Source organism: Streptomyces sp. NRRL F-2580 (assembly GCF_000720115.1).
In the GTDB taxonomy this organism is placed as follows: Bacteria; Actinomycetota; Actinomycetes; order Streptomycetales; family Streptomycetaceae; genus Streptomyces.
Genome location: NZ_JOIR01000043.1, coordinates 25,796 through 46,964 on the forward strand (window position 1 = coordinate 25,796; position 21,169 = coordinate 46,964).

Below are 21,169 nucleotides of genomic sequence, written 5' to 3' on the forward strand. Positions count from 1 at the left end.
GGGCGGTCATGGCGGACGAGGACAGCGGGACAGGGCTCCCGGCGAGCCTGGAAATGGCCTGGGGCCTGCGCGAACGCCCCGGCAAGGGGCCGCGCCCCACGCTCACCCTGCCGAAGATCGTGGAGGCGGCGGTGGCGCTGGCCGCTGCCGAGGGCGTGGACGCCGTCTCCATGGGCCGCGTGGCCAAGGAACTGGGCGTCTCGACGATGTCCCTCTACCGCTACGTCGCCGCGAAGGAGGAGCTCTACGTCCTCATGGCGGACGCGGGCGTCGGCGCCCCGCCGCCGCTGCCGCCCGAGGCGCAGGGGTGGGGCTGGCGCGAGCTGCTGACGAACTGGGCGTACGCGCAGCGGGCCGTCCTGATGGCCAACTCCTGGATCCTGCGCATCCCGATCACCGCCGCGCCCGTCTCCCCGAACCAGCTGGCCTGGATGGACCGGGGCCTCGCGTCGATGGCCGGCACGTCCCTGAAGGAGAGCGAGAAGCTCTCGACGATCATCCTGATCGGGGGCCTCGTACGGAACGAGGCCACGATGGCCGCCGACATGATGGACGCCATCGTGAAGTCCGGGGTCGCCCCGGAGCAGGCGCTCGGCCAGTACGTCCGCACGCTGCGGCTCATGACCGGACCGGACAGCCACCCGGCGGTGACGCGGCTGCTGGACTCGGACGCGTTCAGCGGCTCCGGCGAGCCGGACTTCCAGTTCCGCTTCGGCCTGAACCGCATCCTGGACGGGCTGGCCCCGCTGGCGGCGGCTCCGGTGAGGTCAGACGGGCGGCAGTAGATCACTCTCGCTGACGGTGTACGTCAGCGGAGGGTAGACGAAGTCCGTTTCCCCGTTCTCGCGGCGCCGTAGCCGGTAGAACTCGCGCCTCTGCTCGTCGTCGGCCGATGTGAGGCGCGCGCCCTGCGGGAGGTACGCCTGTCCGTCACGAAACCGGACGAAGGTCTTCGACGTCCGAAACGTCACGCCCAGCCATTGGTTGTCCGCTGTCGGGACGGGCGTGTCCAGCACGATCCTGTGCTTGAACCGCCGATTCGATTCGACCGAGAATGCGACAACGCTGTTGTGGGCGAGAGGGATCTCGAACGTGTCGACAGCGGACCCCTTCGATTCGAACATCAGCTTCCGCGGTGGACCCGCTTCGGGATGCCGGTAGCAGGAGAAGACGGCGATGAAGGAATCTTCGGCCAGATCCAGGGCTTGGTCGGAATGGCTGCCCATGGTCCTGTACGCATTCGTATAGCTCTCGATGAGAGCGTTGTTGAAGCCGACCGGGATCGCCGTACGTTCTTGAATCCGTTGCGCCAGCCGTTCATGCACCGCGCGGAAACGCTGCGTCGGGCTGCCGTATTGAGTGGTGGTGCGTACGAGAGGCACACCCCCCGCCTCGTCGATCCGGGTGAGCACGGCACCCCGCCGGCCCTTTCCCACGTCTTCCAGAAGAGCCGACGTGGACAGCTCCGCGAAGAGATCCTGCGCGGTCGGCAACGAGTGCGAGATGATCTCATCCGAGATCCTAGACGCGGGGGGCAACATAGTCTCCCGTGTTCATGCTGAAGAGGAATGCGTCGCCGTAGTCGATGAAGGACGAGGTCCGGTTCTCCTCGGCGTACAGCCTGCGCAGCTCGTCCATGCCCTCTGGCGTGGGCGGCCCCAGCTTCACCGGATCCCCGGCCGTTTTGAGGAACGTGTGGCCGTCCTTGTGAACGGCTTCGGCACTCGAACAGCGCACCACGTACCCAAGGCGGGTCGGGAGCATCTCGGCGCCCAACGTCGAGGGTCGGATTTCGTGCGTGTACAGGCGGTTGGTGGACAGCGGCATGAAGAAAACGGAGCCGGGGTAGAGAGTCAGGGCGAACTGCGGGGGGAGCGCGACCCCGTCGCGTTCCTCGATCGGCTCCTTGAGGCGAAAGTGGAGTCTGGTCAGCCCGCTGGCACGCTTCACGCCGTAGTCGAAAGCGTCTTCGGCCAAGGGCCGCAGCTTTTCGAGCCCGTCATAGAAGGTGCAGAAGGCCATGACGCCGTTGACGGGCATGTCCTTGGTCTTGTCGGCATGCGCCGAAATCCTGGCCTTGGACTGCTTGCGCTCGGCCGTGGCATGCGTGTTGTGGTAGATCTGCGCGAGGACGTGATTCAGCGGTGCGTGGCCCCGGAATACGGTGGCGGCCTCGCGATTCAGAGCCTCGACGATGCGGGTGTCGGTCGTACGAAAGCCTTCGGTCGGCCCCGAGAGATTCGTGGAGCACCGGAGCAGGCGGAAATGCAGTTCGTCGCCGTTCTGCTCGACGGGCGTCAGATAGATTCCGCTGCGATGGGCCGTTCCGGGCTTGGTGGACTCCGTCAGGGACTGGAAGGCGTGCTCCGCGCGGATCCGCCCGAAGTGATCGTCGTCGAGCTCGAAGAAGCGGCGGTAGAACACGCCGGCACCGTGCACCCGGACGGGAACCCGGCCGAGACCGACGAGGGCCCAGGGCGTGTCGGCGTCCTCGCGGTAACCGCGCGACAGCTCCCGGACGACGAACACCCGCTCCGCCGTGTCCAGTAGGCCGCTGTGGATTGTGGCTACGTCGCCACACAGGTAGACGGTCTTCCGCGCGAGGTCGATCGCACCGGAGGCGAGGTCCTCCGGCGTGATCACGGACCCGAAGAAGTCCCTGCCCAAGTCGTTGTCGCGCAACGTCGAAGGCGCGACCAGTACGTTGCTCGCCTCATCGAGGCAGGCTTCCGTCATCGAGCCAGCCAGCCGGTCAGCGCCGCCCAGCTCGCAGGCGCGAGGTCCAGGACGGGGCCGTCCTGGACCTTCGAGTCCCGGACGTGCACCTGGCTCGCGGAGGCGGCCACCTCGACGCAGTTGTCGCCGTCGCTGCTGCTGTACGAGGACTTGCGCCAGGCCACGGCGACTTCCAGGCAGGCGCCGCCTTCGCTGCCGCTGTAGCTGGACTTGAACCACTTCAGTGAGGTCGCGGCGCTCATGTCTCTCCTAGCAGGCGGCTCAACAGGCCCCGTGTCTGCTCGGTGTTGAGGGCCTGAGTCCGCAGCATTGCATACTTGCGCGCCATGATGCTGACCTCATCGGCGTCGGAGATGAGCTGGCTGCCGCGTTGGGTTTCGGTATAGCCGAGGTGCTGGTGGTCCGGCGTTTCTAGGAGGATGAACGGGCCGTCGAGAGCGGCGTGTGAGGTCCGGCCCAGCGGCATCACCTGGAGGCTCACGTCCGGCAGGTCGGCGCAGGCGCGGAGGTGGCGCAGCTGCTCCTCGTACACATCGTCTCCGCCAAGCCTGTCGCGGAGTACGGCCTCCGAGATGACGAAGCTCAGGGTCGGTGGCGTGCTGCGGCGCAGAATCTGCTGGCGTGCGATGCGGCGGGCCGTCAGCGCCTCCATCTCCGCCTCAGGGTGCGCCGGGACACGGCACCTGAAGACGGCCCGGGCGTAGTTCTCCGTCTGGAGCAAGCCCGGCACCACCTGGTTGTCGAACCAGGAGAGTGCGATCGCATTCTCCTCAAGGTCCATGTACTCCTCGGCCCACGGCGGAGTCGCGTCGATCGCCGGCATGCCGTGGGCCGCCACGGTCAGCAGTGCGGGCAGCCCCAGGTGCTGGTCCATCAGCTCGGCAACGTTCGGCATCAGGGCGCGGCGGCCCTGTTCGATGGACGCGATGGTCTCCGCATCCAGCCGGACCAGCTCTCCGAGTTGCTTCTGGGTCAGGTTCTTGGCGATGCGGGCGGCGGCCACCATCGCGCCGACCATCTTCATGGTCGTCGCGTTCGGCCGTACTCGTTTCCTCGGTGGCATGACAGCGAACTCCCCACCCACGTACGCGGAATACCCCGCGCGGACCCGTACTCATCAAGGAGTACGGGTCGGCGCGCAGCCACACGCTAGTCACGCAACGCGACGATCGTCCCGTGAATCCAACTATTCAGGCGGCGCTCATGCGCGAGCGTCTCTACCTGCGCTCACCCCGATCCGTCGCAGCTGCGCGCCACTTCACGCGTGACACCTTGCGGGCATGGGGGGCGACCCAACGCCTCGACGACATGTTGCTCTGCGTGAGCGAGCTGGCGACCAACGCGCTGCGGTACGGGGTCCCGCGCGGCCGCGGCTACCTGCTGCGGCTGTTCGGCTTCGAGGACGGGACCGTCCGGGTCGAGGTGCACGACAGCGGGCCCGGGTTCTCCCGGATCACCGGGGGACCGCACGGGCGCGGGCTGACGCTCGTCGCCGCAGTGGCCGACGAGTGGGGGGTGCTGGCCCGGACGCCCGGGAAGGTCGTCTGGTGCGAGTTCCGCGGGGGTGCCTGCTAGCTTCGGATGCTCGGAAGACGCATCAAGGGGGGCCAGTGTCACGTCCGTTGCGGTGGGCTGTCGTCATCGGGGGCACGGCGATCGTGTTCCTGCTCAGCTTCAAGCTGGGCCAGGCGGACCCCTTCGGCTGGTTGCCGGACAAGGACTCGGACAAGGTGGCGGCCGCCGCGGGCTTCGCCGGGGCCATGGCGGCGGCCTTCGGCCTGGCCGGGGCCTGGTGGGCGAGCAGCGGGCCGGGCGCCGCCGGCGCCGGACAGAGCGTCGTACGGCAACGGGCCCGCGCCTCCGGGACCGGCCGGATCACCCAGTCCGGCGGAGGTTCGGCGCCGGACGTCGTGGACCAGCGGGCACGGGCCGACGGCGACTCACGGGTGCGGCAGACCGCCGACCCGACCCCCGGCACGGGCACGGGCACCACGCCCACCACCCCCACCCCCTAGTGGGCAAGGAGCAGTGGGCCCGCGCCGACGGGAACGCGCGGATCACCCAGGTCGCCGGCGACCACATCACCTACGCGGCCGGCGCCGGCCCCGCGCCCCGGGCGCTGCTCGGCCTGCCCGACGCGCCCCCGGCCCTGGTCGGGCGCGACGGGTCGGCCAAGGAACTGGTGGGACTGCTCGCGGAGGGCGGCCCGCGCGTCGTCGTCGTGGCCGGGCTGGCCGGCGTCGGCAAGAGCGCGCTGGCGGTGTCCACGGCCCACCGGGCGGTGGAACTGGGCTGGTTCGGCGACCGCGTGTTCTTCCTGTCGCTGCGCGGCTACGCCCCCGACGGCGGGGTGAGCGGGCCGCAGGCGGTCCAGGAGATGCTGCGCCACCTGGGCGTCCGCGACACGGACCTGCCGGAGTCGCAGGAGGGCCGGCTGGCGCTGTACCGGGCGAAGCTGGCGGCCTTCGCCCAGGCCGGGCAGCGCGTGCTGATCGTGGCCGACGACGCGAGTGCGGTCGGGCAGGTGCGCGACCTCGTACCGGCCGCCGAAGTGCACCGGCTGCTGGTGACCTCGCGGCACCGGCTCGTGGCGCCCGGGTTCGCGGGGCGGGTGCTCCCGCTGGACGAACTGGCGGAGGAGCCCGCGGCCGAACTCCTTGCCGACGCGGTGCTGCGCGCGTGGCCGGACGACCCCCGGCCCGTACGGGAGCCCGAGGCGCTGGCCGGGATCGCGCGGCGGTGCGGACGGCTGCCGCTGGCCCTCGCGGTGGCGGGGGCGGTGCTGGCGGGCGATCCCGGACTGTCCGCGGGGGAGCTGGCGGAGCGGCTGGCCGAAACCCGGAGCCGGCTGGAGGCGCTGACCTTCGACGAGGGCGGCGTACCGGTGGGGGTGCGGGCCGCGTTCGACCTCTCGTACGCGCGGCTGCCCGCCGACCAGGCGCGGATCTTCCGGCTGCTGACGGTGAACCCCGGCCCGGACTGCCGTACCGAGTACGCAGGCCTGCTCACGGGCGAGGGCGAGGACGTACGGCCCAAGCTGGCCGCGCTCGTACGGGCCAGCCTGCTGACGGAGCAGCCGGTGGGCTCGGGGCGGTGGCGGATGCACGACCTGCTGCGGCTGTACGCGCTGGAGCGGGGCGAGGAGTGCGCCGAGGCGGACGGGCGGGAGGAGGCGACGGACAGCTTCCTGGCGAGCCTGGTCTTCGACACCGAAGTGGCGCAGGAGGTCCTGGGCGTGAACAGTCCGGGCAGCAGCGGGCCGGGACTGCCGTCGGTGGCGCAGGCGCTGGACTGGCTCGACACGGAGCGTCCGCTGCTGGTTGCCGCCGTGGGCTCCGCCGCCGACTCCGGTCGGGTGGACACCGCCGTGGAACTGGCCGACCTCCTGGCTCCGTACCTCCAGCTCTACGGGCACGCGCAGGAACACTTGCTGATGGCGCGCCACGTTCTCGCGGCCGTGCGCACGACGGGCAGTCCCGGCGACATCGCCGTCGCGACGTGCGACCTGGGCAGCGCACTGTGGCAGGCGGACGACGGGGAGGCCACCGAGCGGCTGACGGAGGCCCTCGCCCTGTTCCGCGAGGCCTCTGACAGGGACGGGGAGGGAAGGGCGCTGACCCTGTTGGGCACCTCGTACGCTACCGCGGGCCGTTTGGAGGAGGCGCGGCAAGCTCACCAGCGAGCGTTGGAGATCCACCGCGAGCAGGGGTTCCTGCACGCGGAAGCCGTGGTGCTGCTGGCGCTGGGCAGCGACCTCCAGCGCCTGGGACGGCTGGACGAGGCGATCGCCATGCACCGGCAGTCTCTCGCCCTCATGCGGGAGCTGGGCGACAGGCACCGCGAGGTCATCGTGCTGGACGCACTTGGTGAGGCGCTCTGGGCGGCGGGACGGGGCGAGGAGTGCCTGGTCGTATGGGAAGAGGCACTCGTCATCGTGCGGGATCTGGGCTACCGGACCCGCATGGCGTGGATCCTGAACCGGATCGGGTTATCGCTTTTGTCCGCGGGTTCGTCGCACGAGGTGCGGGCCCGTTTCGAGGAGGCGCTGAGCCTCTTCACCGCAGGGGGAGACCGGGACGGCGAAGGCGTGGTGATGATCAACCTCGGCGTGCTGCACCAGCGGGAGGGGCGGTGGACGCAGGCGTTGGAGGCGCACGAGCGGGCCTGCGCGCTCTTGGACACTGTGGAGGACCAGGCCGCTGCGGTGCGGGCACTGGCCGGGACCCTGGGCGGTCTGGGCCGCTTTGCGGAGGCGGCGGAGGGTTTCGAGCGGGCCGCGGCGGGCTTCGCCGCGGCCGGCGACGCGAAGCGGGAGGCCAAGTGCAGGCAGGAGGCCGCGGACATGCGCGAGGCGGCCCGGCGGCCCCGCCGCTGGTGGCACCGGTTCACGAGGTGAGGGGCGCACGGGGGAGGGTTCCCCGTGCGCCGGGTGACATCAGGTCAGCTCAGCCGACCTGCTCCGGGGCGGTCGCCTTGATCACCGAGAAGACGCCGCCCTGGGGGTCGGCGAGGACGGCCATGCGGCCCGCCACCATGTCGAAGGCCGGGGCCTTGACGCTGCCTCCGGCCCGTACGACGGCGGCCTGGATCTCGTCGACGTCGTCCACGTGGAAGTACGGCATCCAGTGCGGCGGCACCCCCGCCGGCAGCTTGGCCAGGTCCATCATCCCGCCGACCGCGCGGCCGTCGACCTGGAACTCGGTGTAGTCGCCGGCGTCCGGCATCGTGGACCGGGCCGTGGTGACGGGCAGGACGGCGGTGTAGAAGGCCGCCGCGGCGGGGACGTCGGCGGTGTTCAGCTCGTTCCAGATGAGGGCGCCGTGCTCGTTGACGATGCCGGCGCCGTCGAAGGTGCCGGCCTGCCACAGGCCGACGGCAGCGCCGGTGGGGTCGGTGATCACGGCCATCCGGCCGAGGTCCATGACGTCCACCGGGCCCATCATCACCGTGCCGCTCGCGTCGGTGACCTGCTTGAGGGTGGAGTCGAGGGAGTCGGTGGCCAGGTATGTGGTCCACGCGGTCGGCGGCATCGGGTCCGGGACGGTGCCGTCCGGGTTGCTCGCCTTCATGATGCCGGCGACCGGCTTGCCCTTGAGGGTGCAGACGGAGTAGCCGCCCTGCTCGGCCGGGCCGATCTCGCCCTGCCAGCCGAAGAGGTCGCCGTAGAAGTCGAGGGCCGCCCGCTGGTCGGGGACCATCAGGTCGATCCAGCAGGGGGTGCCGGGCTTGTAGGGGCCGTTCATGTCGGGCACGGAGGCCTCCGGTGGTCGGGGGGAAGGACGGGCCGTCCCCTACCCGGGGTGCACGGACACAATCGGGCCCTTCGGGTGAACGGCGGGCATGAGTGCGAGCCGGGTGGCCGCCCAGCCGAAGACCAGGCAAGCGGGCGTGTACAGCGCGAGGTTGAGGGCGTGGAAGGGGCTGTCGGCCGGGCTGTCGAGGAGCCCGGCCGCCCAGCCGAGGCCCGCGAGGCCCCGTACGGCCAGTCCCGTGGCGACGGCGGCGGTGACGGCCCGCGTGAGCCGGCCGCCGCGGCCGCGGGAGTGGGCCAGGACCGCGGTGGCGCCCACCAGGGTCACGGCGGCCAGCGGCAGCACGACCCGGGGCCCGAAGGAGGTCTCCAGGCCGAGGACGGCCAGCGACAGCGCCCGCTCGTCGGCGGCCGGCCAGGTCGCGCCGGTGGCCCAGTACAGGTGCAGGAGTCCGTCGGCGGCGAGGAGGGCGGCGACGGCGTGTCCGGCGCGGCGCCGGGTGGTGGTTTCGGTCTTCATGCCTCGAAAGAGGGGGCCCACAGCAAGAACATTCCCTGTGGGCCCCGTCACACGGCCGAGGTGCCGACCGGAGCCGTGGTGTCGGCTCAGGCGGTGGCGCGGCGGCGGCGGCCGGTGCCCGCGACCAGGGCGGCGCCCATGGCGAGGGCCACGCCCGCGCCGCCGAGTGCCCAGGTGGTGGCCGCGTCGGCGCCGGTGGCGGCGAGCTCGCCGCCGGTGTGGCCGGTGGTGTCGTCGACGATCGGCTTGGAGCCGCCGTTCGGCTTCGGCTGGTTGCCGTTGTCACCGGTGGCCGGGTCGGCGGCGACGATCTTCGTCAGGCGGGACTTGGAGCGCGACGTCGCCCACGGCTTCGGGGTCTCCGGGCCGACCTGGGACGAGCCCCAGGAGGAGATGCGGAGATCGCCGAGCGGCGCGTCGGCCGTCAGGCGGATGCGGACCTGGATGTCGAAGCTCTGGCCGGCCGCGACGGGGCCGCCCGCGAGGTCGACCCCGAGGAACACGCCCTCCTCCTCGGACCGGATCTCGGCCTCGTGCCAGCCGGCCTTGCCGTTCTTGTCCTTGCTCAGGACCTCGACCTTGACCTGGGAGCCCTTCATCGGGACCCAGTCCGGCCGGGCCAGGACCAGGCCGACGTCGAAGCCGTCCAGGGCCTTCTTGCCGGAGTTGTCGACGTGGACGGACAGGTTGGTCCAGTCGCCGCCGGCCTTGACGGTCTCCGGTACGCCGTTCACCGTCAGCGCGGGGCCCTCGACGAACGGGTCCTCTTCGCCGTCCTCCGCGCCTTCGATCTTGGCGCCGTACCAGCTGCTGGGGCCGTACTTCCAGCCGTCGGCGCTGATGCTCACGGCGTCGGAGGCCATGTCGAAGTTGATGCGCGGGGCGTCCGCGGTGAAGCGGATGCGCACGTCGAGGTCGTAGCTCGCGCCGCGGTCGAGGGTGCCGACGGTGCCGATGAAGTAGTCGCTCATGCTGGTGTCGTCGACTTCGTTGTCGAGCGCCGTGGCGGGCCACCAGTAGCTGCTGCCGTCCGCGCGGACGATGCGCGACTCGATCTCGTAGTGGCTGGCCTTCAGCTTGCCGCCGGCCTTGTCGACCGAGAGGCGGGGCTGGAGCCCGTTGACCCAGTCGCCGCCCGAGTTGTCGACGGTGACCTTCAGCTGGGTCCAGTCGCCGCCCGGCTTGAAGCCGTTCTTCGGGATGCCCGCGACGGTGACGTCGGGGCCCATCATGATGCCGTCGGAATCGGCGTGCTGCTCGTCCCCGGCGGGCTTGGCGTCCTTCGCGGGCTGCTCGGCGGGCGCCGGGGCCGGGGTGGTCGGCCCGGGCGACTCGACGACGGGCGCCGGCTTGTCCGCGGCGGGCTTCTCCGCGACCGGCGCGGGCTTCTCCGCGACGGGCTTCTCGGCGACGGGCGTGGTCGGCGCACCGGCGTCGGCGGTGGCGTCGTCCTTCGGCGCCACATCAGGAACGATCACGGCCGGTTGGTCGGCGGCCATGGCGGGCGTGGCGGTCAGGATGGTCGGTCCGGCCACGGCGACCGCGGCGACCGCGGCCATGCGCTTGATCTTCTTCATTTGTTTCCCCCCATACATCTTCTTTTGAACATGATCAGATTAACGGGGGTGGCAGGAAGGTTGATGGCTTAAACATCACGAAACGCCAACGACCCCGGCAGCGGCTGCCGGGGTCGTTGACCTTTGGTGCGTTCTGTCCGGAGTCCGGACCTCAGAGCTTCTCGGGCGTCCGGATCCCGAGGAGGGACATGCCCTTGGTCAGGGTGCGGGCCGTCAGGTCACACAGGAACAGCCGGTTCTCGACCTGCTCCGGGGTGTCCGCCTTCAGGACCGGGCACTCCGAGTAGAAGGTCGTGTAGAACGACGCCAGCTGGTAGAGGTACGCCGCCAGCTTGTGCGGCGCGTGCTCCGACGCCGCCTCGGCGATGAGCTCGCCGAAGTGGTCCAGGTGCAGACCCAGCGCACGCTCGGCCGGGGCGAGGGCCAGCTCCGGGTGGGCAGCGGGCTTCGCCTCCCCGGCCTTGCGCAGGATGGACTGGATACGGGCGTACGCGTACTGGAGGTACACGGACGTGTCACCCGTCAGCGACACCATCTGGTCCAGGTCGAACTTGTAGTCGCGCGCCGCGGACGTGGAGAGGTCCGCGTACTTCACCGCGCCGATGCCGACCTGGACCGCCCGCTCGCCGATCTCGGCCTCGGACAGGTCCTGCGCCTTCTCCCGTACGACGGCCGCCGCGCGGTCGATGGCCTCGTCCAGCAGGTCCACCAGCCGGACCGTCTCGCCCTCACGGGTCTTGAACGGCTTGCCGTCCTTGCCGAGGACCGTGCCGAAGGCCAGCTGCACGGCCTTGACCTCGTCGTTCAGCCAGCCCGCGCGGCGGGCCGTCTCGAAGACCATCTTGAAGTGCAGGGACTGCCGCGCGTCGACCACGTAGATCAGCTCGGTCGCGCCCAGGTTGGCCACGCGGTCGCGGATCGCCGACAGGTCGGTCGCCGCGTAGCCGAAGCCGCCGTCCGACTTCTGCACGATCAGCGGGGTCGGGTTGCCGTCCGGGCCCTTGACGTCGTCGAAGAAGACGCACAGCGCGCCGTTGGAGCGGACGGCCACGCCCGACTCCTCCAGCAGCTTGCAGGTCTCCACCAGCATGTCGTTGTAGCCGGACTCGCCGACCACGTCGGGGTCCTGGATGTCCATGTCCAGCTTGTTGAAGACGGAGTAGAAGTAGATCTTCGACTCGTCCACGAACCGCTGCCACAGGGCCAGGGTCTCCGGCTCGCCCGCCTGGAGGTCCACCACCCGGGCCCGGGCCCGCGTCTTGAACTCCTCGTCGGAGTCGAAGAGGCCGCGCGAGGCCTTGTACAGGCGGTTGAGGTTGGACATGGCCTCCTCGCCGGAGACCTCCTCGTCGGACTTGTGGTCCAGCTCGTGCGGGTGCTCCAGCAGGTACTGGATGAGCATGCCGAACTGCGTGCCCCAGTCGCCGATGTGGTGGCGACGGACCACCTTCTCGCCCGTGAACTCCAGGATCTCCACCATCGCCGCACCGATCACGGCCGACCGCAGGTGCCCGACGTGCATCTCCTTGGCGACGTTCGGCTGCGCGTAGTCGATCACCGTGGTGCCCGGGTTCGCCGCGAGCGGCACACCGAGACGGTCGTCGAGCGCACGCGCCGCCAGGGTCTCGATGATCGCCTTGTCGGTGATGGTGATGTTGAGGAAGCCCGGGCCCGAGACCTCGATCCCCTGGATCAGGTCACCGGTCGGGATGCCCTCGACCACGGTCGTCGCCAGCTCGCGCGGGTTGGCCTTCGCCTTCTTCGCGAGCGCCAGGATGCCGTTGGCCTGGAAGTCGGCCCGGTCGCTTCGTCGCAGCAGCGGGTCCGCGCCACCGGCCTCCGGCAGGGCGGAGGCAAGGGCGTCGGCGACGCGCTGGTTGACGGACGAAGCGAGCGAAGGGACCGAGGCCATGAGCTGCCGTTCCTGTGAGGTTCTGTACTTGGGCTGTACTTGGGCTGTACTTGGGTCTTCCGACAAGTGCCGAGTATCCCACGCGGGCGCCATCCGTTTCGCGGGATATCACTGGGCGGAAGCAACCCCGGAGCGGCCCGTTCCGTCTGGGAGAATGGCTGAAGCCAGCATTCGAGATAGAAGGACGTGTCGTGGCTCAGAGCAGCACCGAGACCGACTGGGTCTCCCGTTTCGCGGACGAGGTCATCGCCGAGGCGGAGCGCCGAGCACCCGGCAAACCTGTCGTCGTCGCGTCCGGACTCTCCCCCTCCGGCCCGATCCACCTGGGCAACCTCCGCGAGGTCATGACCCCGCACCTGGTCGCGGACGAGATCCGCCGCCGGGGCATCGAGGTCCGCCACCTCATCTCCTGGGACGACTACGACCGGTACCGGAAGGTCCCGGCGGGCGTGCCCGGCATCGACGAGTCGTGGGCCCAGCACATCGGGCGCCCGCTGACCGCCGTGCCAGCCCCCGCCGGATCGGCGTACCCGAACTGGGCCGAGCACTTCAAGGCCGCCTTCGTCGAGGCACTGGCCGAGATGGGCGTCGAGTACGACCCCATCAGCCAGACCGAGCAGTACACCACCGGTGTCTACCGCGAGCAGGTCCTGTTCGCGATGAAGCACCGCGGCGACATCGACGCCGTCCTCGACCAGTACCGCACCAAGCAGAAGCCGGGCGGCAAGAAGCCCCAGCAGAAGCAGGTCGACGAGGCCGAGCTGGAGGCCGCCGAGGGCTCCGGCGCCGCCGCCGAGGACGACGGCAGCACCGGCGAGGGCGGCTACTTCCCGTACAAGCCGTACTGCGGCGAATGCGGCAAGGACTTCACCAAGGTCACCTCGTACGACGACGAGACCACCGAGATGACCTACGTCTGCACCGAGGACGAGTTCACCGAGACGGTCAAGCTCAGCGAGTTCAACCGCGGCAAGCTCGTCTGGAAGGTCGACTGGCCCATGCGCTGGGCCTACGAGGGCGTCATCTTCGAGCCCTCCGGCGTCGACCACTCCTCGCCCGGCTCGTCCTTCCAGGTCGGCGGCCAGATCGTGCACATCTTCGGCGGCGAACAGCCGATCGGACCGATGTACGCCTTCGTCGGCATCAGCGGCATGGCCAAGATGTCCTCCAGCAAGGGCGGGGTCCCCACCCCGGCCGACGCGCTGAAGATCATGGAGCCGCAGCTGCTGCGCTGGCTGTACGCGCGCCGCCGCCCCAACCAGTCCTTCAAGATCGCCTTCGACCAGGAGATCCAGCGGCTCTACGACGAGTGGGACAAGCTGGAGTCCAAGGTCGCCGACGGTTCCGTCCTGCCCGCCGACGCCGCCGCGCACACCCGCGCCGTGCGCACCGCCGCCGCCGAGCTGCCGCGCACCCCGCGGCCGATGCCGTACCGGACGCTCGCGTCCGTCGTCGACATCACCGCCGGCCACGACGAGCAGACCCTGCGCATCCTGACCGACCTCGACCCGACGCAGCCGCTCACCTCCCTCGACGAGGTACGGCCGCGCCTGGACCGCGCCGAGAACTGGATCACCACCCAGGTCCCGGCCGACCAGCGCACCCTCGTACGCGAGGAGCCCGACACCGAGCTGCTGTCGTCCCTGGACGACGAGGGCCGCGAGTCGCTGCGCCTGCTGCTGGAGGGCCTGGACTCGCACTGGTCCCTCGACGGGCTGACCACGCTCGTCTACGGCGTCCCGAAGGTCATGGCCGGCCTGGAGCCCGACGCCAAGCCGACGCCCGAGCTCAAGGTCGCGCAGCGGACCTTCTTCGCCCTGCTCTACCGGCTCCTCGTGACCCGGGAGACCGGGCCGCGACTGCCCACGCTGCTGCTGGCCGTGGGTGCGGACCGGGTGCGCAAGCTGCTCGCCGTCTGAGACCGCGGGAACCACGCGGAAGGGCCCGCACCCCTCGGGGTGCGGGCCCTTCCGCATGGTCGAACGGTGCACTCCGGGCAAGGTGCCCCAGGCGGCGCGCACGGCCGCTCAGGCGATGTGCTCGGCCTCGCGTTCCTTGTTGTAGCGCAGCTTGAACGCCGGGATCATCCGGCGCAGCAGGGAACCGCTGCGCGGGTGGGTCACGCCGTAGCCGTCCGAGAGGTGTATGTCGAGCGCCTCGGCCGACGGGTAGTCCTGCTTCTCGTCGGACAGCGCGCAGAACACCTTGTACGCGACCTCGGCGAACTCGGCCTCGTCGGGCGTCTGCGGGCCCTCCTCCGGAGCTTGCTGCCCCTGGGCGGCCGGCGCACCCTGGGGGAGGTCCTCCTGGCGGGGCGCCGGGATCGGGAGGTCCTGCCGCACCGGCTGCTGCTCCTCCGGCCCCATCGGAGGCAGGACCGGAGTCGGCTCCAGCCCCTCGACGTACTGCGGGTTGTACCCGCCCTCGTAGGCCGCCTGCGGAGCCTTCGGCGCCGCGAACCACGCACTGTCGTGCGCCGCCGGCATGGCCGTCGGCTCCACCGCGAACGGCGGCGGGCCGTGCACCACCGGGGGCCCCGGCACCACGCCCTGCGCCTCGGCGGCCTGCCGGGCCTGCTCCGCCTGCTGGGCCGGCCCCGGCGCGGCCGCCGCGGCCACCAGCGCCGGAGCGCCGGCCGCCGCACCCTGCTGATCCAGCGGGGGCAACACCGCCGGCTCGATGCCCGTCACCGCCAGCGCCTCCGGGGCCGTCTCCTTGAGCGGCACACCGATCCGGGCCAGCTTCAGCGGCATCAGCGCCTCCACCGGCGCCTTCCGCCGCCAGGAGCGCCCGTACCGCGCCTGCAGCCGGGCCTGGTAGATCAGCCGGTCCTGCTCCATGCCGACCGCCTGCTCGTACGAGCGCAGCTCCCACAGCTTCATCCGGCGCCACAGCTTGAAGGTGGGTATCGGCGACAGCAGCCACCGCGTGATGCGCACACCCTCCATGTGCCGGTCCGCGGTGATGTCCGCGATCCGGCCCACCGCGTGCCGGGCGGCCTCCACGGTCACCACGAACAGGATCGGGATCACGGCGTGCATGCCGACGCCCAGCGGGTCGGGCCAGGAAGCCGCCCCGTTGAAGGCGATGGTGGCCGCGGTCAGCAGCCAGGCCGTCTGACGCAGCAGCGGGAAGGGGATCCGCAGCCACGTCAGCAGCAGGTCCAGCGCGAGCAGCACACAGATGCCCGCGTCGATGCCGATCGGGAACACCAGCGAGAAGCTGCCGAAGCCTTTCTGCAGGGCGAGGGCGCGCACCGCGGCGTACGAGCCCGCGAAGCCGATCCCCGCGATGACCACGGCTCCCGCGACCACGACGCCGATGAGTATCCGGTGCGTACGAGTCAGCTGCATCGCGGCCACCCGCGATCCCCTCCCCTTGTCGAGCACATACCGAGCGCTGAAGTGCTTACCGAGCCTTTACCGAGCTGCGGCAGGCACAGCGTACGGGTGACTGGATGTCAGCGCCCCAGAGGCCCCGCCCCGCCACCCCGCCCCGCGGCCTTCACCGTGACCACTACCGGGGCTGCGGCGGCTACTGGGGCTGCGGCGACTGCGGCTGCTCCGGCTGCGGCTGCTCGGCCTGCTGCTTGTTCGCGGCGTCGACCGAGGCCACGGCCTCCTTGGCCGCCGCGACGGCGTCCTGGAGCAGCTTCGCCTGGTCCGGAGCGCCCGCACCCTCGTACGCGGCGCCGTTGTAGTCGAGCGTGACCACCACGTTCTGGTTGCGCGCCACGATCGTCGTGTTGAAGAAGTCGACGTCCTTCTTGACCGTGTAGACGACCGACGTGCCCTGCTCGCCGATCCCCTCCGTGCCCTCGGCCTTCAGGTCCTGCGCGCCCTCCGACGCCTTCGCCTTCTCGACCTGCTTCTTGTACTCCTCCTCGGCGCGCTTGTTGGCGCTGCCGAGCGAGGTGTGCGAGTCGGCCCGGAAGAAGGAGAGCGACAGCCAGCGGTACTGCGAGCCCTTCAGGCCGTCCGACTGCAGGCCGTTCCAGGCACAGCCGGCACGGCTGGTCAGGTCGTTCGACTTGGTCCCCGTACCGTTCTTGTCCTTCGCCTCCGGGACGACCGTGTCTATCGTCGCCGACCCGAGCGCCTTGCAGGGGTCCGGAAGCGTGGCGAAAGCCGCCTTCTCCAGCGGTGCGGACGACTTCGCGTTGGGCTTGGCCGACGAGGAGGAACTGGACTTCTTGCCGTCGTTCGAGCCCGAGTCCTTGCCCGAGTCGGACGAGCAGCCGGCGACGGTGAGGATCACCGGGACGGCTGCGCAGGCGAGAACGCGGGTGAGGCGCGAGGCTGATCGGTGCATGGTTCCTTCAGTGCGTGTGAGGGTCTACTTCGGACGCGGGACCCGGGCAACGGTAGCCCGATCGGGTGCCCGCCTGCTGTGCGCGGCGTCACGCCCGGCGGCGGCGGGCGCCGCTCACTCGTTGAAACGCTCCACCAGGGCCTGCGCCAACTGCCTTGCCTTGTCCTGGGTTTCCGCACTCGGCGGCACCGTACCGGGCAGGGCCGGCTGCACGCTGTACTCGACCTTGACGATGACATTCGAGGTACGGAACACAATCCGCACGGTGCGCGCCTGCGCGGCCGTGGCCCCGGCCGGGCTCAGCTTGTCCTCGATGAAGGCGTCGCTGCCGAGGCCCTCCAGGACGCGGGAGCCGAGCTCGACCGGGGCGGACGGGCTCGCGGCGGGCGTCGGCGCGCCGGCCGGCGGCGTGGCGGAGGCTGAGGGAGCTGCGGGATCGGGGGCGGCAGGGTTGGGAGCGGAGGGGTTGGGAGTGGCGGGAGTGGCGGGAGTGGCGGGATTGGGGCTCGCGCTCGGGGCCGGCCCGGGGAAGGGCAGGTGCGCGTCGGTCAGCAGGCGTACGTAGACCTGCCTCGCCTTGTCGTCGTCGCTGGCGGTGGCCCGGTCGTACGAGACCACGCGCTCGAATCCGACCGACAGCAGCCGCGTCTCCTCGGGCGACTGCGCGGTCCAGCGGCAGCCGACGTGCCGGTCGCCGTCGTACGAGGCGTCCGCGACGCCCGCGTACAGCTGGTCGCGCTGCTCGGGGGTCAGGCTGTCACCGGCCGGCAGCATGGCCTTGAGCTTCTTGCTGTCGACGCCGGCCTTGCAGGGCGCGGGCAGACTGCGGTACTTCCCCGGCTGGGCGGGCACGGCGGGGTTGCCGCCGGCCTTCGAGTCGGTGGTGCCGCCGCCGCTGCTCCCGCCGGTGCACCCGGTCAGGCCGAGCGCGCCGGCCGCGAGCGCGGTGAGCACCGCGATGCCTGGCAGGATCCGCGACCCTCGCCGTACCGCCTTGCGCTGCACGTCCACTGGCCCCCTTCGACCGCCGGGCCCCCGGCGGTCAGGAAAATGCGTTGCCGCTACTTGGTCACGGCTGGACACAATGTCTATCGCACACGCTGGTGCTGGCGCCGGTCCCCTGTCGTATTTGGGATCAAGAGCGAGGCTTTTTGCGCATTCTGACTTTTCTGTGGTTTTCGGGGGATTGATTCCGTATGTCGTATGTAGAGGTACCCGGGGCGAACGTCCCGATCCGGATGTGGACGGACCCGGCGTCGGTCGAGGACGGCGCGATGCAGCAGCTGCGCAACGTCGCCACCCTCCCGTGGATCAAGGGCTTGGCCGTCATGCCGGACGTCCACTACGGCAAGGGCGCCACGGTCGGCTCGGTGATCGCCATGAAGGACGCGGTCTGCCCGGCGGCGGTGGGCGTGGACATCGGCTGCGGCATGTCGGCGGTGAAGACGTCCCTGACGGCGAACGACCTTCCGGGGGAGCTGTCCAGGCTCCGCTCCAAGATCGAGCAGGCGATCCCGGTGGGCGCGGGCCTCCACAAGGAGGCGGTGGACCCCTCACGCCTTTACGGCTTCTCCGAGGCGGGGTACGAGGACCTCTGGGCACGGTTCGACTACCTCACCGATGCGGTCAAATTCCGCCAGGAACGTGCCACGAAGCAGGTTGGAACGCTCGGAAGCGGCAACCACTTCATCGAATTCTGTCTGGATGAGGCAGGTTCGGTCTGGCTGATGCTGCACTCCGGGTCCCGGAACATCGGCAACGAGCTCGCCGCGTACCACATCGGCGTAGCTCGCAGTCTGGACCACAACCAGAACCTGGTCGACAGGGACCTGGCGGTGTTCCTGTCCGCGACCCCGGAGATGGCGGCGTACCGCAACGACCTCTTCTGGGCCCAGGAGTACGCCAAATACAACCGCGCGGCGATGATGAGCCTCTTCAAGGAGGTCGTGCGCAAGGAGTTCCGGAAGGCGAAGGTCTCCTTCGACCGCGAGATCAGCTGCCACCACAACTACGTGGCGGAGGAGCGGTACGACGGCATGGACCTGCTGGTCACGCGCAAGGGTGCGATCCGCGCCGGCAGCGGCGACTACGGGATCATCCCGGGCTCCATGGGCACGGGCTCGTACATCGTGAAGGGCCTCGGCAACGAGAAGTCGTTCAACTCGGCCTCGCACGGCGCGGGCCGGAAGATGAGCCGGACTGCGGCCAAGAAGAAGTTCTCGGCGCGCGACCTGGTGGAGCAGACCAAGGGCGTGGAGTGCCGTAAGGACTCGGGCGTCGTGGACGAGATCCCGGGCGCGTACAAGTCGATCGAGCAGGTCATCGACCAGCAGACCGACCTCGTCCAGGTCGTGGCCAAGCTCAAGCAGGTCATCTGCGTGAAGGGCTGAGGCCCGGGAGGGGCTGTCGGGGGAGTGGAGGGGCCCGGACCGATCACGATCGGTCCGGGCCCCTCCGCGTGAGGTCAGTCCTCGTCGCCGTCGAGCAGGCGGTCCACCGGGAGTTCGAGGGTGATGCCGAGTGATTCGGGGAGGGGGACGGACGTGCCTCGCTTGAAAGCCTTGCGGGAGCGGTACTCGCCGCCGCGGGGGTCGGTGTGGAGGACCACTTCGTCGTGGCGGCGGTCGGCCACGAGATAGACCGGGATGCCGGCCTGGGCGTAGCAGTCGACCTTGGTGCCGAGGTCGTCGGACCAGTTGGACGAGGTGACCTCTACCACCATGCGGAAGGTGTGGGGCGCGAAGCAGTTCTTCTCGACGTGCGCATCTCGATAGTCGGATTCGACGAGCGAGAGGTCCGGAATCGCGTAGTCGGTCGGTCCCGACGGCAGCCATAGGCCGATGCCCTGGAGGTACTTGATGCCCACCTGTCGGGCCCCGGCCGTGAAGAGCTCCTCGATGAGCCAGGTCAATGATTCGGCGTGAGGGCCGTCGGCAGGTGGTGTCACGGTGAGCCTCCCCTGGAGGATTTCCACTCGATGTCCGGGAAGCTCCTTGGAGAGTCGATCGGCGGCCTCCGCGATCGTGGTCTCGTGCTGTATCACGGCCATAGCTTCCTCCTTTTCGCGGCTCACGCTTTCGGAGGGTAGCCGCGCCCGCTGACATTTCACGTGGATTCACCCATACGGGCCTCGGGAAGCGTGGATCGGCAACTTCCGCTCAGGGTAAGAGGGTTGACCCGCGAGTTGGTCTAGACCAGGGTGGGTGGCATGGGGAGATCTCGTGTGGTCGTCGCCCTGGTCGCGGCGTGGTCGCTCGCTCTGGGGGCCGCTGGGTCCGCGCAGGCGGGGGTGGGGTTGCCTGGTGTCGTGGCGCAGGTGCCGACGCGGGAGAAGGTCGTGTTCATCACGATCGACGACGGGTGGAACCACGATCCCGAGGCGGCCCGGATCCTGCTGGAGAAGCGGGTGCCGGTGACGTTGTTCCTGCTGCCCCAGGCGATCTCGTACGACACCGGGTACTTCACCCGGCTCACGGAGGAGGGGCGGGCGAGTGTGGAGAACCACACCGTCAGCCATCCGGACCTGACCACGCTCGACGCGGTCGGCAAGGATGCCGAGGTGTGCGGGGCGGGGGAGCGGATCGAGGACGTTTTCGGGCGGGCGCCGAAGCTGCTGCGGCCGCCGTACGGAGCCGTGAACGACGAGGTGCGGCTCGCGGCGAAGGCGTGCGGGGTGAAGGCGCTCGTGACGTGGACGCACGACTTCACCACCTGGGGCGAGACCCCGCCCACGCCGCGGCTGAAGGCCGGGGACATCGTGCTGCTGCACTTCACGCCGACGCTGGCGGCGGATCTGGAGCGGGCGCTGGGCGCGGCGAAGGCCGCGGGGCTGAAACCCGCGGCCCTCATGCCGCACCTCAAGGCGGCCGGGCTGGCCTAGAACTCGCGGTGGACCTTCGTGTTCGAGGCCTGGGCGCGGGGGCGGACCACGAGGAGGTCGATGTTGACGTGGCTGGGGCGGGTCACGGCCCAGGTGATGGTGTCGGCCACGTCGTCGGCGGACAGGGGTTCCGCGACGCCGGCGTAGACCTTTTCCGCCTTCTCGGCGTCGCCGCGGAAGCGGGTCTTCGCGAATTCGTCGGTCTTGACCATGCCGGGGGCGATCTCGATGACGCGTACGGGCTGGCCGACGATCTCCAGGCGGAGGGTCTCGGCGAGGACGCGGGCGCCGTTCTTGGCCGCGACGTAGCCGGCGCCGCCCTCGTACGTGGAGTGGCCGGCGGTGGAGGAGAGGACCACGACCGTGCCGTCGCCGGAGGCGGTGAGGGCGGGGAGCAGGGCCTGGGTGACGTTGAGGGTGCCGATGACGTTGACCTCGTACATCGTGCGCCAGTCGGCGGGGTCGCCGGTGGCGACGGGCTCGGCTCCGAGGGCGCCGCCCGCGTTGTTGACGAGGACGTCGCAGCGGTCGAGGGAGGCCGCGAGGGCGTCGACGGCGGCGCGGTCGGTGACGTCGAGGGCGTGGGCGGCCGCGGAGTGGCCGGCGTCGGTGAGCTCGGCGGCGAGGGCCTCGATGCGGTCCTTGCGGCGGGCGGTGAGGACGACGTGGTAGCCGGCTGCGGCGAGCTGCCGGGCGGTGGCCGCGCCGATGCCACTGCTCGCGCCGGTGACGACGGCGGTTCGGGTGGCCGGTGCGGTGCTCATCTGCGGGCTCCTCGGTCGTGCGTAGGTCGTTCGTACGGGCGATTACCCGCCAGCATAGGCGGGACCCGGCGGCCGGTTGGCCCGGTGGTCCGGGGCCCGGTGGTCGGGTGGTCGGGTGGTCCGGGACTCGGCGGTCCGGGGGTCCGGTGGTCGGGTGGTCGGGTGGTCGGGTGGTCCGGGACTCGGCGGTCCGGGGGTCCGGGGGTCCGGGGATCCGG

The 21,169-nt window shown here is 70.5% G+C and carries 20 protein-coding genes; 7 read left to right on the forward strand and 13 right to left on the reverse strand.

Features of this window, described 5'->3' with window-relative positions; translation table 11 throughout:
• Positions 1-8: 8 nt before the first annotated feature.
• Positions 9-785, forward strand: coding sequence for a TetR/AcrR family transcriptional regulator (locus IF88_RS0133675; protein ID WP_030721325.1), 777 nt, complete (start codon positions 9-11; stop codon positions 783-785).
• Here IF88_RS0133675 and IF88_RS0133680 read toward each other — a convergent pair.
• Genes IF88_RS0133680 through IF88_RS0133695 form a run of 4 tightly spaced genes read right to left on the reverse strand, consistent with a single transcriptional unit; the run spans position 768 to position 3,799 of the window.
• Positions 768-1,538: an alpha-ketoglutarate-dependent dioxygenase AlkB gene (locus IF88_RS0133680; protein ID WP_199808176.1), complete on the reverse strand. Its 771-nt coding sequence runs from the start codon at positions 1,536-1,538 to the stop codon at positions 768-770. The genes IF88_RS0133675 and IF88_RS0133680 overlap by 18 nt on opposite strands.
• Positions 1,522-2,736 carry a hypothetical protein gene (locus IF88_RS0133685; RefSeq protein WP_030721330.1) on the reverse strand — a complete coding sequence of 405 codons (1,215 nt, stop codon included), beginning with the start codon at positions 2,734-2,736 and terminating at the stop codon, positions 1,522-1,524. Before IF88_RS0133685 ends, IF88_RS0133680 begins: the two co-directional genes overlap by 17 nt.
• Complete coding sequence (locus tag IF88_RS0133690; RefSeq protein WP_030721331.1) at positions 2,733-2,978, reverse strand: DUF397 domain-containing protein; 246 nt, start codon at positions 2,976-2,978, stop codon at positions 2,733-2,735. The genes IF88_RS0133685 and IF88_RS0133690 overlap by 4 nt, the downstream gene beginning before the upstream one ends.
• Positions 2,975-3,799, reverse strand: a complete 825-nt coding sequence (locus tag IF88_RS0133695) for a helix-turn-helix domain-containing protein (protein WP_030721333.1) — start codon at positions 3,797-3,799, stop codon at positions 2,975-2,977. The genes IF88_RS0133690 and IF88_RS0133695 overlap by 4 nt, the downstream gene beginning before the upstream one ends.
• A 140-nt stretch (positions 3,800-3,939) precedes the next feature.
• Here IF88_RS0133695 and IF88_RS0133700 point away from each other — a divergent pair, with 140 nt between their 5' ends.
• Genes IF88_RS0133700 through IF88_RS0133710 form a run of 3 tightly spaced genes read left to right on the forward strand, consistent with a single transcriptional unit; the run spans position 3,940 to position 7,132 of the window.
• The gene (locus IF88_RS0133700; protein WP_030721335.1) at positions 3,940-4,311 is read left to right on the forward strand and encodes an ATP-binding protein; all 372 of its coding nucleotides are present in this window, start codon (positions 3,940-3,942) and stop codon (positions 4,309-4,311) included.
• A 35-nt stretch (positions 4,312-4,346) separates the two neighbouring features.
• Positions 4,347-4,751: a hypothetical protein gene (locus IF88_RS46910; RefSeq protein WP_158754746.1), complete on the forward strand. Its 405-nt coding sequence runs from the start codon at positions 4,347-4,349 to the stop codon at positions 4,749-4,751.
• Positions 4,751-7,132, forward strand: coding sequence for a tetratricopeptide repeat protein (locus IF88_RS0133710; protein WP_051838012.1), 2,382 nt, complete (start codon positions 4,751-4,753; stop codon positions 7,130-7,132). Before IF88_RS46910 ends, IF88_RS0133710 begins: the two co-directional genes overlap by 1 nt.
• Positions 7,133-7,181: 49 nt before the next feature.
• Here the strand turns inward: IF88_RS0133710 and IF88_RS0133715 are convergent, their stop codons facing one another.
• The 4 genes from IF88_RS0133715 to argS form a co-directional block, all read right to left on the reverse strand.
• Positions 7,182-7,979 carry a VOC family protein gene (locus IF88_RS0133715; RefSeq protein WP_030721343.1) on the reverse strand — a complete coding sequence of 266 codons (798 nt, stop codon included), beginning with the start codon at positions 7,977-7,979 and terminating at the stop codon, positions 7,182-7,184.
• A 48-nt stretch (positions 7,980-8,027) separates the two neighbouring features.
• Positions 8,028-8,507: a DUF3995 domain-containing protein gene (locus tag IF88_RS0133720; protein ID WP_051838013.1), complete on the reverse strand. Its 480-nt coding sequence runs from the start codon at positions 8,505-8,507 to the stop codon at positions 8,028-8,030.
• Between the two features lie 86 nt (positions 8,508-8,593).
• Complete coding sequence (locus tag IF88_RS42540; RefSeq protein WP_030721348.1) at positions 8,594-10,084, reverse strand: hypothetical protein; 1,491 nt, start codon at positions 10,082-10,084, stop codon at positions 8,594-8,596.
• A 151-nt stretch (positions 10,085-10,235) separates the two neighbouring features.
• Positions 10,236-11,996 (reverse strand): arginine--tRNA ligase, encoded by a 1,761-nt coding sequence (gene argS / locus IF88_RS0133730; protein WP_030721351.1) that lies wholly within the window; start codon positions 11,994-11,996, stop codon positions 10,236-10,238.
• Positions 11,997-12,187: 191 nt separating this feature from the next.
• On the opposite strand from argS, the gene lysS reads away from it, so the two are divergent.
• Positions 12,188-13,915 (forward strand): lysine--tRNA ligase, encoded by a 1,728-nt coding sequence (lysS, locus tag IF88_RS0133735; protein ID WP_030721354.1) that lies wholly within the window; start codon positions 12,188-12,190, stop codon positions 13,913-13,915.
• Between the two features lie 108 nt (positions 13,916-14,023).
• Here the strand turns inward: lysS and IF88_RS0133740 are convergent, their stop codons facing one another.
• The 3 genes from IF88_RS0133740 to IF88_RS0133750 all read right to left on the reverse strand — a co-directional run bounded on the left by IF88_RS0133740 (position 14,024) and on the right by IF88_RS0133750 (position 17,312).
• Positions 14,024-15,358 carry a DUF2637 domain-containing protein gene (locus tag IF88_RS0133740; protein WP_063754875.1) on the reverse strand — a complete coding sequence of 445 codons (1,335 nt, stop codon included), beginning with the start codon at positions 15,356-15,358 and terminating at the stop codon, positions 14,024-14,026.
• 172 nt (positions 15,359-15,530) lie between these two features.
• A complete protein-coding gene (locus IF88_RS0133745; protein ID WP_030721360.1) occupies positions 15,531-16,307 on the reverse strand; it encodes a DUF3558 domain-containing protein in 777 nt (258 codons plus the stop codon).
• Between the two features lie 114 nt (positions 16,308-16,421).
• Complete coding sequence (locus tag IF88_RS0133750) at positions 16,422-17,312, reverse strand: hypothetical protein (protein WP_037808027.1); 891 nt, start codon at positions 17,310-17,312, stop codon at positions 16,422-16,424.
• 191 nt (positions 17,313-17,503) lie between these two features.
• Between IF88_RS0133750 and IF88_RS0133755 the strand changes: the two genes are divergently transcribed.
• Entirely contained in the window at positions 17,504-18,697 is a 1,194-nt protein-coding gene (locus IF88_RS0133755; protein ID WP_030721366.1) for an RtcB family protein, read from the forward strand.
• A 74-nt stretch (positions 18,698-18,771) separates the two neighbouring features.
• On the opposite strand, the gene IF88_RS0133760 is transcribed toward IF88_RS0133755, so the two are convergent.
• Positions 18,772-19,356 (reverse strand): Uma2 family endonuclease, encoded by a 585-nt coding sequence (locus tag IF88_RS0133760; RefSeq protein WP_030721377.1) that lies wholly within the window; start codon positions 19,354-19,356, stop codon positions 18,772-18,774.
• Positions 19,357-19,515: 159 nt separating this feature from the next.
• Between IF88_RS0133760 and IF88_RS0133765 the strand changes: the two genes are divergently transcribed.
• On the forward strand, positions 19,516-20,187 hold the full coding sequence (locus IF88_RS0133765) for a polysaccharide deacetylase family protein (RefSeq protein WP_030721380.1): 672 nt from the start codon (positions 19,516-19,518) through the stop codon (positions 20,185-20,187).
• Here IF88_RS0133765 and IF88_RS0133770 read toward each other — a convergent pair.
• Positions 20,184-20,951 (reverse strand): SDR family NAD(P)-dependent oxidoreductase, encoded by a 768-nt coding sequence (locus IF88_RS0133770; RefSeq protein WP_030721383.1) that lies wholly within the window; start codon positions 20,949-20,951, stop codon positions 20,184-20,186. The genes IF88_RS0133765 and IF88_RS0133770 overlap by 4 nt on opposite strands.
• Positions 20,952-21,169: the final 218 nt, after the last annotated feature.